At 73.8% G+C, this 15122-nt stretch carries 13 protein-coding genes; 11 read left to right on the forward strand and 2 right to left on the reverse strand.

Going from position 1 to position 15122, the window contains the following annotated elements; all coding sequences use genetic code 11:
- Positions 1 to 12 precede the first annotated feature (12 nt).
- Positions 13 to 1686: a phospho-sugar mutase gene (locus AB0B39_RS02895; protein WP_357573328.1), complete on the forward strand. Its 1674-nt coding sequence runs from the start codon at positions 13 to 15 to the stop codon at positions 1684 to 1686.
- A 130-nt stretch (positions 1687 to 1816) separates the two neighbouring features.
- Here AB0B39_RS02895 and AB0B39_RS02900 read toward each other — a convergent pair whose 3' ends face one another.
- Positions 1817 to 2494, reverse strand: a complete 678-nt coding sequence (locus AB0B39_RS02900) for a GPP34 family phosphoprotein (protein WP_234587336.1) — start codon at positions 2492 to 2494, stop codon at positions 1817 to 1819.
- 74 nt (positions 2495 to 2568) lie between these two features.
- The gene (upp, locus tag AB0B39_RS02905) at positions 2569 to 3201 is read right to left on the reverse strand and encodes a uracil phosphoribosyltransferase (RefSeq protein ID WP_234587331.1); all 633 of its coding nucleotides are present in this window, start codon (positions 3199 to 3201) and stop codon (positions 2569 to 2571) included.
- Positions 3202 to 3324: 123 nt separating this feature from the next.
- Between upp and deoC the strand changes: the two genes are divergently transcribed.
- The 10 genes from deoC to cydC all read left to right on the forward strand — a co-directional run bounded on the left by deoC (position 3325) and on the right by cydC (position 15113).
- Positions 3325 to 4284: a deoxyribose-phosphate aldolase gene (deoC, locus tag AB0B39_RS02910; RefSeq protein WP_234587329.1), complete on the forward strand. Its 960-nt coding sequence runs from the start codon at positions 3325 to 3327 to the stop codon at positions 4282 to 4284.
- A gap of 6 nt (positions 4285 to 4290) precedes the next feature.
- Positions 4291 to 5721 (forward strand): aldehyde dehydrogenase family protein, encoded by a 1431-nt coding sequence (locus AB0B39_RS02915; RefSeq protein ID WP_357493557.1) that lies wholly within the window; start codon positions 4291 to 4293, stop codon positions 5719 to 5721.
- Complete coding sequence (locus AB0B39_RS02920) at positions 5714 to 6538, forward strand: aldehyde dehydrogenase family protein (RefSeq protein WP_357573329.1); 825 nt, start codon at positions 5714 to 5716, stop codon at positions 6536 to 6538. The genes AB0B39_RS02915 and AB0B39_RS02920 overlap by 8 nt, the downstream gene beginning before the upstream one ends.
- Positions 6539 to 6643: 105 nt before the next feature.
- Positions 6644 to 7690: an NAD(P)-dependent alcohol dehydrogenase gene (locus AB0B39_RS02925; RefSeq protein ID WP_357573330.1), complete on the forward strand. Its 1047-nt coding sequence runs from the start codon at positions 6644 to 6646 to the stop codon at positions 7688 to 7690.
- Positions 7691 to 7761: 71 nt separating this feature from the next.
- Positions 7762 to 8235: a BlaI/MecI/CopY family transcriptional regulator gene (locus AB0B39_RS02930; RefSeq protein ID WP_357573331.1), complete on the forward strand. Its 474-nt coding sequence runs from the start codon at positions 7762 to 7764 to the stop codon at positions 8233 to 8235.
- 10 nt (positions 8236 to 8245) lie between these two features.
- Positions 8246 to 9151, forward strand: coding sequence for a M56 family metallopeptidase (locus AB0B39_RS02935; protein WP_357493549.1), 906 nt, complete (start codon positions 8246 to 8248; stop codon positions 9149 to 9151).
- 221 nt (positions 9152 to 9372) lie between these two features.
- Positions 9373 to 10626, forward strand: a complete 1254-nt coding sequence (locus AB0B39_RS02940) for a cytochrome ubiquinol oxidase subunit I (RefSeq protein ID WP_357573332.1) — start codon at positions 9373 to 9375, stop codon at positions 10624 to 10626.
- Between the two features lie 19 nt (positions 10627 to 10645).
- Positions 10646 to 11653: a cytochrome d ubiquinol oxidase subunit II gene (locus AB0B39_RS02945; RefSeq protein ID WP_357573333.1), complete on the forward strand. Its 1008-nt coding sequence runs from the start codon at positions 10646 to 10648 to the stop codon at positions 11651 to 11653.
- Entirely contained in the window at positions 11650 to 13326 is a 1677-nt protein-coding gene (cydD, locus tag AB0B39_RS02950; RefSeq protein WP_357573334.1) for a thiol reductant ABC exporter subunit CydD, read from the forward strand. The genes AB0B39_RS02945 and cydD overlap by 4 nt, the downstream gene beginning before the upstream one ends.
- Positions 13323 to 15113 (forward strand): thiol reductant ABC exporter subunit CydC, encoded by a 1791-nt coding sequence (cydC, locus tag AB0B39_RS02955; RefSeq protein ID WP_357573335.1) that lies wholly within the window; start codon positions 13323 to 13325, stop codon positions 15111 to 15113. The genes cydD and cydC overlap by 4 nt, the downstream gene beginning before the upstream one ends.
- Positions 15114 to 15122: the final 9 nt, after the last annotated feature.

Genomic DNA, 15122 nt, shown 5'->3' on the forward strand with positions numbered 1-15122 from the left:
CTATCAAGGGGCATGGCGGCGGACACCACTGACATCGACGACATTCGCGAGCAAGCCCGACGTTGGCTTGCCGACGACCCAGACCCCGCCAGCCGGGACGAGCTGACGGCGGTGCTCGACCGGCTGCCGGCGAGCGCGCCGGAGCTGGCCGACCGGTTCGCCGGTCCCCTGACCTTCGGCACCGCCGGCCTGCGCGGCCCGCTGCGCGCCGGCCCGAACGGCATGAACCTCGCCGTGGTCACCCAGGCCGCCGCCGGGCTCGTCGGCTGGCTCGCCGCCCAGGGCGGCACCGGCCCCCTGGTGATCGGGTACGACGCCCGGCACGGCTCCCGCCAGTTCGCCGAGCGCACCGCCCAGGTGGCCACCGGCGCCGGCCGGCCGGCGCTGCTGCTGCCCCGTCCGCTGCCCACCCCGGTGCTGGCGTACGCGGTGCGTCAGCTCGGCGCGGTGGCCGGTGTCATGGTCACGGCCAGCCACAACCCGCCACAGGACAACGGCTACAAGGTCTACCTCGGCGCGGAGCTGGGCGGCGAGCTGGGTGCCGGGGCGCAGATCGTGCCGCCGGCCGACGCCGGCATCGAGGCCGCGATCCGGGCGGTCGGCCCGCTGACCCAGGTGCCGCTGGGCCGGCCCGGTGAGGTGCTCGGCGACGACCTCGTCGCCGCGTACGTCGAGCGGGCCACCGCCGTGATCGACCCGGACGGGCCGCGGGACCTGTCGGTGGCGTACACCCCGCTGCACGGGGTGGGTGCGGCGGTGCTCACGGCGGCGTTCGTCCGGGCCGGTTTCCCGATCCCCGGTGTGGTGCCCGACCAGGCCGAACCCGACCCGGAGTTTCCCACCGTGTCGTTCCCCAACCCAGAGGAGCCGGGTGCGGTGGACCGGCTGATCGCGCTGGCCGACGCCACCGGCGCGGACCTCGCCATCGCCAACGACCCGGACGCGGACCGCTGCGCGGTGGTCGTCCGGGAAGGCGAGGACGGGCGGGGCTGGCGGATGCTGCGCGGCGACGAGGTGGGCGTGCTGCTCGCCGACCACCTGATGCGGCGCGGGGTGACCGGGCTCTACGCCACCACAATCGTCTCGTCGTCCCTGCTGCGGGCGATGTGCGCGGCGCGGGGCCTGCCCTACGACGAGACGCTGACCGGGTTCAAGTGGATCGTCCGGGCCGGCGGCGGAAGCGCGCCGCTGGTCTTCGGCTACGAGGAGGCCCTCGGCTACTGCGTCGCCCCGGAGCACGTCCGGGACAAGGACGGCATCACCGCCGCGCTGACCGTGGCCGAGCTGGCCGCCGGCCTCAAGGCGCAGGGTCGTACGTTGACCGACCGGCTGGACGAGCTGGCCGCCGAGTTCGGCGTACACCACACCGACCAGCTCTCCGCCCGGGTGGACGACCTGCGGATCATCGCCGACGCGATGACCCGGATCCGGGCGGCCACCCCGGCCACCCTGCTGGGGCAGCCGGTGGACAGCGTCCGGGACCTGCTGCCCGAGTCGGACGTGGTGATCCTGCGTACCGCGAAGGCCCGGGTGGTGATCCGCCCCTCCGGCACCGAGCCGAAGCTCAAGGCGTACCTCGAGGTGGTGGAGCCGGTGCCGGACGGCGACGTCGCGGCCGCGCGGACCCGGGCCGGCGCGGCGGTCGCGCAGTTGCGCGCCGAGATCGCCGCCGCCCTCGGCATCTGACCGCGACCGACCCCACCACCCTGTCCTGTTCCCTTTGCTCTGCTTCAGCGGAGGCAACACCAGGCAGCCGTTTGTGTTGCCTGGGTTGAAGCAGAGCAAAGGGAACAGCGGAGGCGGGCCGGCCCGGCGGTCAGGCGCGCTTGCCGAGCGCCGCGTCGACAGCCGTGGCCAGGGCAGCGACGACCAGGCCGACCGAGGGGCGGACCACCGAATCGTCGGTGCTCACCTGACCGGAGAAGCCCGCACCGGTGGCGATCTCCTCCAACCGCCGGCGGGCGGTGGCGGCCTCCTCGCCGCTCACCCCCAGCGCGGACTCCATCCGCAGCACCACGACCAGGGTGGCCAGCGCGGCGGTCCGCTCGTCCGGGGCCGCCGCGCCGGTCAGCGCCTCGGTCAGCCGCTGGCGGGTGTCCGCCTCGACGGAGGCGTCCACCACCGGATACCGGTGCACGTGGATGAAGCCCAACTCGGTCTCGTCGACGTCCTGCACGACGCCCTGGGCGCACAGGTCACCGAGGATGCGGTCGCGCAGGCCGTGCCGCAGGCGCTGCACCCAGGAGGCCGGGGTGTGCGGGGTGTCGGCGGCGATCCGGCCGAGCACCTCGTCGGTGACCGGCTCGCCGGTGGGCGTCGGGTCGACGACGGTCAGGTTTCCGTCGGCGTACGCGATCCGGCCGGCCAGTGCCAGCTCGACAAGCACCGCGGCCGCCATGCCCAGGTCCAGGCTGATCCGCGGCATGGTCGCCTTGCCGGTCGAGTCGTCGTAGGCGAGGAGCAGCAGCTCCTCGGCGAGCGCAACACCAGTCATGGCCCGAGACGGTAGCGGGTCCGCGCACCACCGCGCGCGGACCCGCCGTCACCCGGAACGTACCGGGTGGAAGATCAGAACCGGGGCATGCCGCCGAACTGGCGGTCACCGGCGTCACCGAGCCCGGGAACGATGAACATGCTGTCGTTCAGGCCCTCGTCGATCGAGGCGGTGACCAGGCGCAACGGCAGACCGGAGCGCTCCAGCCGCTCGATGCCGACCGGCGCGGCGAGCACGCAGACGACTGTCATGTCGGTGCAGCCCCGATCGGCCAGCAGCCGGCACGAGTGCTCCAGCGAGCCGCCGGTCGCCAGCATCGGGTCGAGCACCAGCACCGGCAGGCCGGCGAGATCCCGGGGCAGCGACTCCATGTAGGCGCGCGGCTCGTAGGTCTCCTCGTCGCGGGCCAGGCCGACGAAGCCCATCGACGACTCGGGCAGCAGGCCGAGCGCGGCGTCCGCCATGCCGAGGCCGGCCCGCAGCACCGGCACCAGCAGCGGCGGGTTCGCCAGCCGGGTGCCCTCGGTGCCGGTGACCGGCGTCTGCACCGGGTACCGCTCGACGGGGAAGGTGCGCGCCGCCTCGTACACCAGCATGGTGGTCAGTTCGTGCAGCGCCGCCCGGAACGTCGAGGAATCGGTGCGTGCGTCCCGCATGGCGGTCAGCCGGGACTGGGCCAGCGGGTGGTCAATGACGTGTACGTCCACGATCGCTCAACCTACCCGGCCGGTCGACGTGCCGGTGGGGGTGCGGTCGGACCGGCGACGCCGCTCACGTCGGGCCCACCGTGACCAAGATCACTCAGCGGTTCCGTGCGTAGACTTCTCGGCATGACGGCGACAACGACGTCGGCCCGGTCGGACCTCTCCGAGCTGGGACGATCCGAGACCGCTCTGCGGACCTTCCTGCACGGCCTGCCCGGCGTGGACCAGGTCGGCGCGGAGCAGCGGGCGGCACAGCTCGGCACCCGCTCCATCAAGACCACCGCCAAGGCCCAGGCGATCGACCTGGCGATCCGGATGGTCGACCTGACCACCCTGGAAGGGGCGGACACGCCCGGCAAGGTGCGCGCGCTGGCCGCGAAGGCGCTGCGCCCCGACCCGGCCGACCCGTCCTGCCCGCACGTCGGCGCGGTCTGCGTCTACCCCGCGATGGTCCCGTACGTGGCCGAGGTGCTGGGCGGATCCGGTGTCCACCTCGCGAGCGTGGCGACGGCGTTCCCGTCGGGTCAGGCGCCGCTGGAGATCAAGCTGGCCGACACCCGGGCCGCCGTCGCGGCCGGCGCCGACGAGATCGACATGGTGATCAACCGGGGCGCGTTCCTGGCCGGCCGTTACAAGGAGGTCTACGACGAGATCGTGGCCACCAAGGAGGCCTGCGGTGACGCCCACCTCAAGGTGATCCTGGAGACCGGCGAGCTGGCCACGTACGACAACGTGCGCCGCGCCTCCTGGCTGGCCATGCTGGCCGGCGGCGACTTCATCAAGACCTCCACCGGCAAGGTCCCCGTCGCGGCGACGCTGCCGGTGACGCTGGTGATGCTGGAGGCGGTCCGCGACTTCCGCGCGGCGACCGGGCGGCAGGTCGGCGTGAAGCCGGCCGGTGGCATCAAGACCACCAAGGACGCCATCAAATACCTGGTGATGGTCAACGAGACCGTCGGCCCGGACTGGCTCGACCCGGACTGGTTCCGCTTCGGCGCGTCCAGCCTGCTCAACGACCTGCTCATGCAGCGCACCAAGCTGACGACCGGCGTCTACTCCGGTCCCGACTACTTCACCCTGGACTGATAGCCGATGTTCGAATACGCCCCCGCCCCCGAGTCCCGCTCGGTGGTGGACCTCAAGCCCTCGTACGGGCTGTTCATCGACGGCGCGTTCGTCGACCCGACCGACGGCGGCAGCTTCAAGTCGATCAACCCCGCCTCCGAGGAGGTGCTGGCCGAGATCGCCGAGGCCGGCGCCCAGGACGTGGAGCGCGCGGTCCGCGCCGCCCGCACGGCGTACGACAAGATCTGGGGTCCGATGCCGGGCCGGGACCGGGCGAAGTACCTGTACCGGATCGCCCGGCTCATCCAGGAACGCTCCCGCGAGCTGGCAGTCCTGGAGTCCCTGGACAACGGCAAGCCGATCCGGGAGTCCCGCGACGTCGACCTGCCGCTGGTCGCCGCGCACTTCTTCTACTACGCCGGCTGGGCCGACAAGCTGGAGCACGCCGGCTTCGGGCCGGACCCGCGACCGATCGGCGTGGCCGCCCAGGTCATCCCGTGGAACTTCCCGCTGCTCATGCTGGCCTGGAAGATCGCCCCGGCGCTCGCCGCCGGCAACACCGTGGTGCTCAAGCCCGCCGAGACCACCCCGCTGACCGCGCTGCTGTTCGCCGAGATCTGCCAGCAGGCCGACCTGCCGGCCGGCGTGGTCAACATCGTCACCGGCGCCGGCGACACCGGCCGCGCGCTCGTCGAGCACCCCGGCGTCGACAAGGTCGCCTTCACCGGCTCCACCGAGGTCGGCCGGGCCATCGCCCGGTCCGTCGCCGGCACCAGCAAGAAGCTCACCTTGGAGCTGGGCGGCAAGGCCGCCAACATCGTCTTCGACGACGCCCCCATCGACCAGGCCGTCGAGGGAATCGTCAACGGCATCTTCTTCAACCAGGGACACGTCTGCTGCGCCGGCTCCCGCCTGCTCGTCCAGGAGAACGTGGCCGACCGCGTGCTGGAGTCGCTCAAGCGGCGGATGGCCCAGCTCCGCGTCGGCGACCCGCTGGACAAGAACACCGACGTCGGCGCGATCAACTCCGCCGCCCAGCTGGAGCGGATCCGCGAGCTGTCCGACGCCGGCTCCGCCGAGGGCGCCGAGCGCTGGTCACCGCCGTGTGAGCTGCCCGAGCAGGGCTTCTGGTTCGCGCCCACCATCTTCACCGGCGTCACCCAGGCCCACCGGATCGCCCGCGAGGAGATCTTCGGACCGGTGCTGTCGGTGCTCACCTTCCGCACGCCGGCCGAGGCCGTCGAGAAGGCCAACAACACGCCGTACGGGCTGTCGGCAGGCATCTGGACCGACAAGGGCTCCCGCATCCTGTGGATGGCCGACCGGCTGCGCGCTGGTGTGGTCTGGGCCAACACGTTCAACAAGTTCGACCCCACCTCGCCGTTCGGTGGCTACAAGGAGTCGGGTTACGGTCGCGAGGGCGGCCGGCACGGGCTGGAGGGGTACCTCAATGTCTGAGCGGGTCGCGGTACGCAAGACGTACAAGCTCTTCATCGGCGGGAAGTTCCCGCGCAGCGAGTCGGGACGGTCGTATCTCGTGCAGTCCTCGAATGTGTCACTGGCCTCCCGCAAGGACGCCCGGGACGCGGTGGTCGCCGCCCGCGCCGCCGTGATGGGCTGGGCCGGCGCGACCGCGTACAACAGGGGTCAGATCCTCTATCGCGCCGCCGAGATGCTGGAGGGCCGCCGCGAGCAGTTCGTGGCCCTGGGCATCCCCGGCGACGAGGTGGACGCGGCGGTGGACCGCTGGGTCTGGTACGCCGGCTGGGCCGACAAGCTCGCCCAGGTGTACGGCGGCGCCAACCCGGTCGCGGGCCCGTACTTCAACATCTCCGCGCCCGAGCCCACCGGCGTGGTCGCCGTGGTGGCCCCGGAACGCCCGGCGCTGCTCGGCCTGGTCAGCGTGATCGCCCCGGCGATCGTCACCGGCAACACGGTGGTGGTGGCGGCCTCGCCGTCGGAGCCGCTGGCGGCGGTGACGCTGGCCGAGGTGCTGGCGACCTCCGACCTGCCCGGCGGGGTGGTCAACATCCTCACCGGCGCGATCACGGAGACCGCGCCGGCGCTGGCCGCGCACATGGACGTCAACGCGATCGACCTGACCGGGGTGACCGACGCGTCGCTCGCCACCGAGCTGGAGGTCAAGGCCGCGGAGAACCTCAAGCGGGTGCTCCGGCCGGCCCCGGCCGGCCACGACTGGTCCGTCGACCCGGGCGTGACCCGGATGACCGCGCTGCTGGAGACCAAGACGGTGTGGCACCCCAAGGGGGTCTAGCTCTGCGGGCCGTGAAGTGCCTGGTGGGGGGCGTGTCGGGCGTTTGCGGGGTGGTTGGTTGGGCAGGCGAGGGGCGCACGAGCACCGACGAACAGGAGTCGACGCATGCGCGCACTGCGACTGCCCAACTGGAAGTCCGAGCCGGAGATCGTGGAGGTCGACCAACCGGAGCCCGGCCCGGGTGAGGTCGTGATCAAGGTCGGGGGCGCGGGCGCCTGCCACTCCGACCTGCACCTCATGGACGAATTCGAGGCGGGGGCGGTGCCCTGGAACCCGCCGTTCACCCTCGGGCACGAGAACGCCGGCTGGGTGCACGCCCTGGGTGCGGGCGTCACCGGGCTGGAGATCGGTCAACCGGTGGCGGTCTACGGCCCCTGGGGTTGCGGCATCTGCGCCCGCTGCCGGGTGGGCGCCGACAACTACTGCGAGAACCCGGCCGGGGCGCCCGTCCCCGGGGGCGGTGGCGGCCTGGGACTCGACGGGGGGATGGCCGACTACCTGCTCGTTCCGGCCGCCCGGCACGTCGTACCGCTGCCCGACGGCCTCGACCCGGCGTCCGCCGCCCCGCTGACCGACGCCGGGCTGACCCCGTACCACGCGGTCCGCCGGTCGTGGGCGAAGCTCGCACCCGAGAACACGGCAGTGGTCATCGGCGTGGGTGGTCTGGGGCACGTGGGCGTGCAGATCCTCAAGGCCACCACGGCGGCCCGGGTGATCGCCGTGGACACCCGCGAGGAGGCCCTCAAGCTGGCCGAGGAGTGCGGCGCGGACCTGACCGTACGCTCCGGCGAGGGCGCGGCGGACGAGATCAGGGGCGCGACCGGCGGTCGTGGCGCGGACGTGGTGCTGGACTTCGTCGGCGCCGACCCCACCCTGAAGCTCGGCGCGGCGGTCGTCCGGACCGTCGGGGACCTGACCGTCGTGGGCCTCGGCGGCGGCACCCTGCCGGTCTCGTTCTTCGCCGTCCCCTACGAGGCCAGCATCCAGACCACCTACTGGGGCAGCCGTCCCGAACTCGGCGAGGTGCTGGAACTGGGCGCGCGTGGGCTGGTACGACCCAAGATCACCACATTCGGCCTCGACCAGGCCATGGACGCGTACCGCCGGATGCGGGACGGGACGCTGGAGGGTCGCGCGGTCATCGTTCCGTGATCAGGAACGCGGGCCGGCCGTGCCACCGGCCGGCCCACCGCAGGGTCTACTACCGGGGGTAGGATTGCCGGGTGACTCGGTTGGGCGATCTTGAGCGTGCGGTGATGGACGTGCTGTGGGACGTGGTCCCGGGCACGTCGGACGGGGTGACCGTGCGCGAGGTGGCCGACGCGCTCGACGGTCGCGAGCTGGCGTACACGACGGTGATGACCGTCCTCGACCGGCTCGCCGGCAAGGGCATGGTGCAGCGGGAACGGGAAGGTCGCGCCTGGCGGTACCGGCCGGCGGCCAGTCGTGAGGCGCACATCGCCCAGCTCATGCTCGACGCCCTCGACCTGGGCGGCAGCCGCGACGCCGCGCTCGTGCGCTTCGCCCGCTCGGTGACCGGCACCGAGGCCGAGGTGCTGCGGGCCGCCCTGGGCAGCGAGGCCGGGCTGGCCGGGCCCAGTTCCGCCGACAGCGACACGGGCGGGGCCGACGCCCTGACCGACCGGGTGGATCCGCCGGCGGGCCGACGGCCGGCCGGCGAGGCAGCGGAGCGGTAGGGCCCGCGCCATGGCCTACGCCGTGCACTTCGCCGCCACCATGCTGGCCTGCTATCTCACCGCGCAGGTGCTGGCCCGTTCCACCTGGACGTGGCGCAGCCCGCGGGTGGCGATCATCTGCTGGCAGGCCGTCGGGCTGGCGTTGGGCCTCTCCGCGATGGGCCTGCCGATGGCCCTCGGGCTGAGCGCGTACGACCTGCCGACCGGCAGCGCCCTGCTCGCCCTGACCACCGACCTCGCCCACGGCAATCTGCCGATCGGCGAGACCGCGTTGCACCTCGGCAGCGTCGGAGTGGGCTTCGGCATCGGAGCGGTGCTCGTCACCACCACCGTCCGCAGCATCCACGGGACCATCCGCGCCCAGCGCCGACACCGGGACCTGCTGACCCTGGTGGCCCGGGACGACCCGGCCGCCCCCGGGGCGCTCGTCCTGGACCATCCGAGCGCCGCCGCGTACTGCCTGCCCGGGGTGAAGCCGCAGGTGGTGGTCAGCGCGGGCACGTTGAGCCTGCTGGACCGCGCCGAACTGGCCGCCGTGCTCTCCCACGAGCGCGCGCACGCCCACGAGCGACACGATCTGGTGCTGCTGCCGTTCACCGCCCTGTGCCGGGCGCTGCCGTGGTTCGGCTGGGTCCGTGACGCACACGAGCGGGTCGCCCTGCTGGTCGAGATGCGCGCCGACGACAAGGCCCGCGAGCTGCACGCCGAGGCTCCGCTGGCGGGCGCGCTGCGCCGCTTCGCCGCCGCCGGGCACCGGGTCACCCCGGCCGGCGCGCTGGGCCTGGGCGACCGCGACCTGGACGTACGCGTCCAGCGCCTGCTGGTCGCCGATCGGCCGCCCCGCGCCCTCGGGGCCACGGCCCTCGCGGTGGCCACCACCCTGGTCGCCCTTCCGATCACGCTCTTTTTGAGCTGACGCCCGAGCCCCACGCTCTCGCACGTCCCCGGCGCGCGCCGCCCGCTGGCGCGCGCCTCGCACCCACCCCGGCGCGGTGGAGCGCGATCATCTCCCGGATCCCATTACTACTACGGCCCGTCGTAGAATTTACTACGACGGGCCGTAGTAGTAGGTACATGTAGACAAGCTACGTGTAGGGTTACTACGACAAGGGAGCCAACAGCTAGGGAGAGCCGGCCATGGACACGCTGCTCCTCGCCCGCCTGCAGTTCGCCACCACCACGTCGATCCACTTCCTGTTCGTGGTCGTCACGCTCGGGCTGGTCACGCTGCTGGTCGGCATGCAGACCGCATGGGTGCTCACCGGCAACGCGAAGTGGGAGCGGCTGACCCGGTTCTGGGGCCAGCTCTACGTGATCAACTACGTGCTCGGCATCGCCACGGGCATCGTGATGGAGTTCCAGTTCGGGCTGAACTGGAGCGGCCTGTCGCGTTACGTCGGCAACGTCTTCGGTGCGCCGCTGGCGATCGAGACGCTTGTGGCGTTCTTCCTGGAGTCCACGTTCCTCGGGATGTGGATCTTCGGTTGGCACCGGCTCCGCAAGAGCGTCCACCTCGCACTGCTGTGGGGCGTGGCGCTCACCGCGTACGCCTCGGCGTTCTGGATCATGGTGGCCAACTCCTGGCTGCAACACCCGGTCGGGTACGAGGTCCGCGACGGCATCGCCCACCTCACCGACTTCGGCGCGCTGCTCACCAACCCCAGCCTCGGCATGGCGTTCGGGCACGTGGTCTCCGCCGCGCTCCTGGTCGGCGGGATGCTGATGGCGGCCGTCAGCGCCTGGCACCTGATCCGGCGTACGCCCGACTTCGCGCTCTTTCGCACCTCGCTGCGGATCGGCCTGGTCACGGCGGCACTGGCGATCACGATGGTGCAGGGCTTCGGCTTCGCCCAGTTCGGCCCGGTCGGCGAGGTGCAGCCGACCAAGTTCGGCGCGGACGACCCCGAGGCGCAGGCGCTGATCGGCGAGTGGACCACCCGGTTCGGGCCGGGCGACTACACCCCGCCGGTGCTGGCCAGTGTCGGGCTGGGCTTCATGATCCTCATCGGCTTCACCCTCGGCTGCGTGTGGTTGCTGCTGCCCCTGCTCTACCGGGACTGGATCATCCGACTGCGCTTCCCCCTCTGGCTCATCCTGCTCGCCGTGCCGTTGCCGTTCATCGCGGTGATCCTCGGCTGGATCGCCCGCGAGGTTGGCCGCCAGCCCTGGGTGGCGTACGGGCTGCTCCCCACCGGGCAGGCGGTCTCCCCCGTCGGCACGCCGGTGATGCTCACCTCGCTGATCGGCTTCAGCCTGCTGCTGGGCACCCTCGCCGTCACCAACTGGGTGCTGCTCGCCCGGCACGCGGGCCGTGGCGCGGCCGACCCGGCTCTCGGCCGCCCACCGGCGGCGCCCGGTGAGCCGGCCCACCCCGAACCCGCCCTCGCCTGAGCGACTGAGGAGACTCACCGTGGATCTCGCCTGGTACGCCCTTCTCGGCCTCTTCTTCGCCTCCTACCTCGTGCTCGCCGGCTACGACTACGGCGTCGGGTTGCTGCTCGCCCGGGGCGGCGCCCCGGCCGGGCGGCGGGCCGCGCTCACCGCTCTCGGCCCGTTCTTCCTCGGCAACGAGGTCTGGCTGGTCGCCGCCGTGGGCATCCTGTTCGGCGCCTTCCCGGTGCTGGAGGGCGAGCTGCTCGCCGGCTGCTACCCGGCGGTCGCCGGCGCCCTGGTCGGCGTCGTCCTGGTCACCGCCGGAGTGCAACTGCGCAGCCGGCCGGGCGACGAGCGGGTCCGCGCCCGCTGGGACCGGGTCATCGTGGTCGGCAGCGCGCTCGCCGCGCTGGGCTGGGGGGTGGTGCTGGCCGCGCTGTTGCAGGGCGTGCCCCGCCAGGCCGACGGGCACGTCGCCGGGGTGTCGCACCTGGCGACCCCGTTCGCGGCGACCGCCGGACTGACCATGGTCGCCCTGGTCGCGGTGCACGGTGCGACATTCCTCACGCTGCGACTGCCGGCCGACGCCGCCGACGCGGCCGGCCGCACGGCCCGCCGGCTGGTGCCGGTGGCGCTCTGCGCGGTCGTCGTGGCCACCGTCGTGGGCGTGCTCTCCCCTCGGGTACGCGACGCCGTCGGGCGACCGGCGGTGGCCGTACTCCTGCCGGTGTTGCTGGTGGTGGCGCTGCTGGCGGCCCGCGCGGCGCTGGCACGGCGGCGGCCGGGGTGGGCCCTGATCGCCACCGGCACGGCAATGGCGCTGCCCGTGGCGCTGGTCGGCGCGGCTCTCTGGCCCTACGTGCTGGTGTCCACGACCGACCCGGGCGCCTCGCTGACGGTGGCCGACGCGGCCGCCAGCACGCCGACGCTGCGGCTGCTCGGCTGGGTGGCGCTACCGCTGCTGCCGGCCCTACTAGGCTTCCAGGCGATGTGCTGGTGGGTTTTCCGGGGACGGACCGACGGCAGGGCACCGGTGTACTGGTGAACCGCCGTCCCTTCGACCCGCGTCTGCTGCGTCGGGTCCCTGCGGCCCGGCGCGATCTCGCCGTGCTCGCGCTCCTCGGCGTGCTCGCCGCCGCGTTGATCGTCGCGCAGGCCACCGCGCTGGCGGCCGTGCTGGCCACCGCCTTCGACGGGCGGCTGAACCGGCCGGCGCTGGCGGGTCTCGTGGTCGCGGTCGCCGCCCGGTCGGCGCTGGTCTGGGCACAGGGCACGGTCTCCGCGCGGGTCGCCGCCACGGTCAAGGCCACGCTGCGGGCCGACCTGCTCGGCGCGGTGGGGCGGCACGGGCCGGGCTGGGTGGCGGGGCAACGGGCCGGCGAGCTGGCCACCCTGACCGGGCGTGGGCTGGACGCGCTGGACGCCTACTTCACCGGGTACCTGCCGCAGTTGGTGCTCAGCGTGACGGTGCCCGTGGCCGTGCTGGCCCGGATCGTCGTCGCCGACTGGGGCTCCGCGCTGATCATCGCGTTGACGCTGCCGCTGATCCCGGTCTTCGGCGCGCTGCTCGGCTGGCAGGCGCAGGCCGCCACCGAGCGGCAGTGGCGCCGGCTGGCCCTGCTGGGCGGGCACTTCCTGGACATGGTGGCCGGGCTGCCCACCCTGCGCGCCTTCGGCCGGGCCCGCGCGCAGACCGAGGTGGTCCGCCGGATGGCCGACGGGCACCGGGTCGCCACCATGAAGACACTGCGGATCGCGTTCCTCTCCGCGCTGGTGCTGGAGCTGGTCGCCACCCTGTCGGTGGCCCTGGTCGCGGTGCCGGTCGGCATCCGGCTGCTCGGCGGAGGGCTGACCCTGCACACCGCGCTGCTGGTGCTGCTGCTCACCCCCGAGGCGTACCTGCCGCTGCGGGCCGCCGGCAGCCGCTTCCACGCCAGCATGGAGGGGCTCACCGCGCTGGACGAGGCGCTCACCGTCTCGGCCGTGCCCGCCACCCCCCGCGCCGCCGAGGGTGCGACCACCCCGAACGGTCGCGGCGAGATCCGGTTCGAGGCCGTGACAGTGGCGTACGAGCGGACCACCGCGCTGCACGACGTCACAGTGACCATCCGGCCCGGTGAACGGATCGCCATCATCGGGCCGAGCGGCGCCGGCAAGAGCACCCTGCTCGGTCTGCTGCTCGGCTTCGTGACCCCGACCAGCGGCCGGATCACCGTCGACGGCGTCGACCTCGCCACCGCCGACCCGGACGCCTGGCGTCGGCAGCTCGCCTGGGTGCCGCAGCGCGCCCACCTCTTCGCCACCTCGCTGGCCGACAACATCCAGCTCGGCGCACCGGACACCCCGCCCGAGGCGCTCGCCGCCGCGGTCCGCGACGCGGCCCTCGACGACGTGGTGGCCGCCCTGCCCGACGGACTGACCACGCTGCTCGGCGAGCGCGGGCACGGCCTGTCCAGCGGCCAGCGGCAGCGCGTCGCACTGGCCCGGGCGTTCCTGCGCGACGCCCCGGTGGTGCTGCTCGACGAGCCCACGGCACGGCTGGACACGGCCGCCGAAGCGGTGGTGCTCGACGCCACCCGGCGGCTGGTCGCCGGACGGACGGCGCTGCTGGTGGCGCACCGGCCGGCGCTGCTGACCGACGCCGACCGGGTCCTGCGCATCGAGGACGGCCGGGTCACCGAGCTGACGCCCGAACCGACGTCGAAGGCGACACGATGAGCGCGGAACACGGGCCGGAGGTCGGGGACGGCGTGGCATCGGCCGGGCGGGTCGGCGCCGAGCGCGCGGTGCTGCGGCTGGCCCGCCCGTACCTCGGTCGGCTGGCCGGCGCCGGGCTGCTCGCCGCCGCCACCGAGTTCGCCGGGCTCGCCCTGATGGCCACCGCGACGTGGCTGCTGATGAGCGCCGCCGGGCGACCTCCGCTGGACCGGCTCACCGTGGCGATCGTCGCGGTCCGGGCCCTCGCCATCAGCCGGGGCGTGTTCCGCTACACCGAACGGCTCGCCGGGCACGACGCGGTCCTCCGCATGATCACCGACGTACGGGCCCGGGTCTTCGCCACCCTCACGGCCCGCCGCGACACCCGACACCGCTCGGGGGACGTCCTGAGCCGGCTGGTCTCCGACGTCGAGGCGGTCCAGGATCTGCTGCTGCGGGTCCTGGTGCCCGGCGCGGCGGCGGCACTGGTCGGGGTGCTGGCGGTGGCCACTGCGGCGCTGATCTCACCACCGGCCGCCGGTGTGCTCGCGCTCGGGCTGGTGGTCGCCGCCGTTGCGCTGCCGGCGCTGGCCACAGCCGTCACCCGGCGCAGCGCCGCCGAGGTGGCGCCGCTGCGCGGCGCGCTGGCCACCGACGCCGTCGACCTCACCCACGGCGCCGCCGACCTGGCCGCGTTCGGGGCGACCGACGCCGCGCTGCGCGTCGCCGAACAGCGGGCCGGCCGGCTCGCCCGCCTGGAACGCCGGCTGGCCGCCACCGGCTTCGCGGTGGACGCCGCGGGGGTGTTGACGGCCGGACTGACCGCCGCCGCGGTGGTGCTTGTCGCGCTGGCCTCCGACGTGCCGGGCGTCCTGGTCGGAGTGCTGGCCGTCGGGACCCTGGCCGCCGTGGAGGTGGCGCTGGCCCTCGTCTCGGCCGCCCGGCAGTGGACCCAGCTGCGGCCCGGCCTGGCCCGGGTGGCGGCCCTCCTCGACGTCGAGGAGCCCACCGCCACGCCCGCTCCCCCGGCGACCGACCTGGCCGAGCCGCACGACCTGCGCTTCGTCGAGGTGAGCGTGCGGTACCGGCCCGGCGCCGCACCCGCGCTGGACGGGGTGAGCCTGGACCTGCCCGCCGGCCGGCGCATCGCAGTCGTCGGCCCGAGCGGCGCCGGCAAGAGCACCCTGGCCGCCGTGCTGACCGGTGCGGTCCGGCCCACCTCCGGCCACGTCACCCTGGCCGGGCGCGACCTGCTGACGTACGCCGAGGAGGACCTGCCCCGCAGCGTCGGCGGGCTGCTCGCCGAGGCGTACGTCTTTCATGCCACGGTCCGGGAGAACCTGCTGCTCGGGCGGGCCGGGGCCGACGAGGACGAGTTGACCGCGGCCATGAGGGCCGCCGGCCTGCTCGACTGGGTACGCGCCCAGCCGGCCGGCTGGGACACAGTGGTCGGCGAGGAAGGCGGTCAGCTCTCCGGCGGCCAGCGGCAACGGCTCGCGCTCGCCCGGGCCCTGCTGGCCGCGCCGCCGGTGCTGGTGCTCGACGAGCCCACCGAGGGGCTGGACCCGACGGCCGCCGACGCGGTGCTCGCCTCCGCCCTCGCCGCCACCCCCGCCGGACACTCGGTCCTGCTGATCAGTCACCGGCTCAGCGGGCTGGCCGACCTCGACGAGATCGTCGTCCTCGACGGCGGCCGGGTGATCCAGCGCGGCCGGCACGCCGAGTTGATCGCGACCCCCGGCTGGTACCGGGACCAGTGGCTTCTCCAGGCGGCAGCCGAGCGCGGGTACCTGGCCCTCGCTCCCTGACCCGCTTCG

The sequence above is a fragment of the Micromonospora sp. NPDC049114 genome (assembly GCF_040648635.1).
Taxonomy (GTDB): Bacteria; Actinomycetota; Actinomycetes; order Mycobacteriales; family Micromonosporaceae; genus Micromonospora.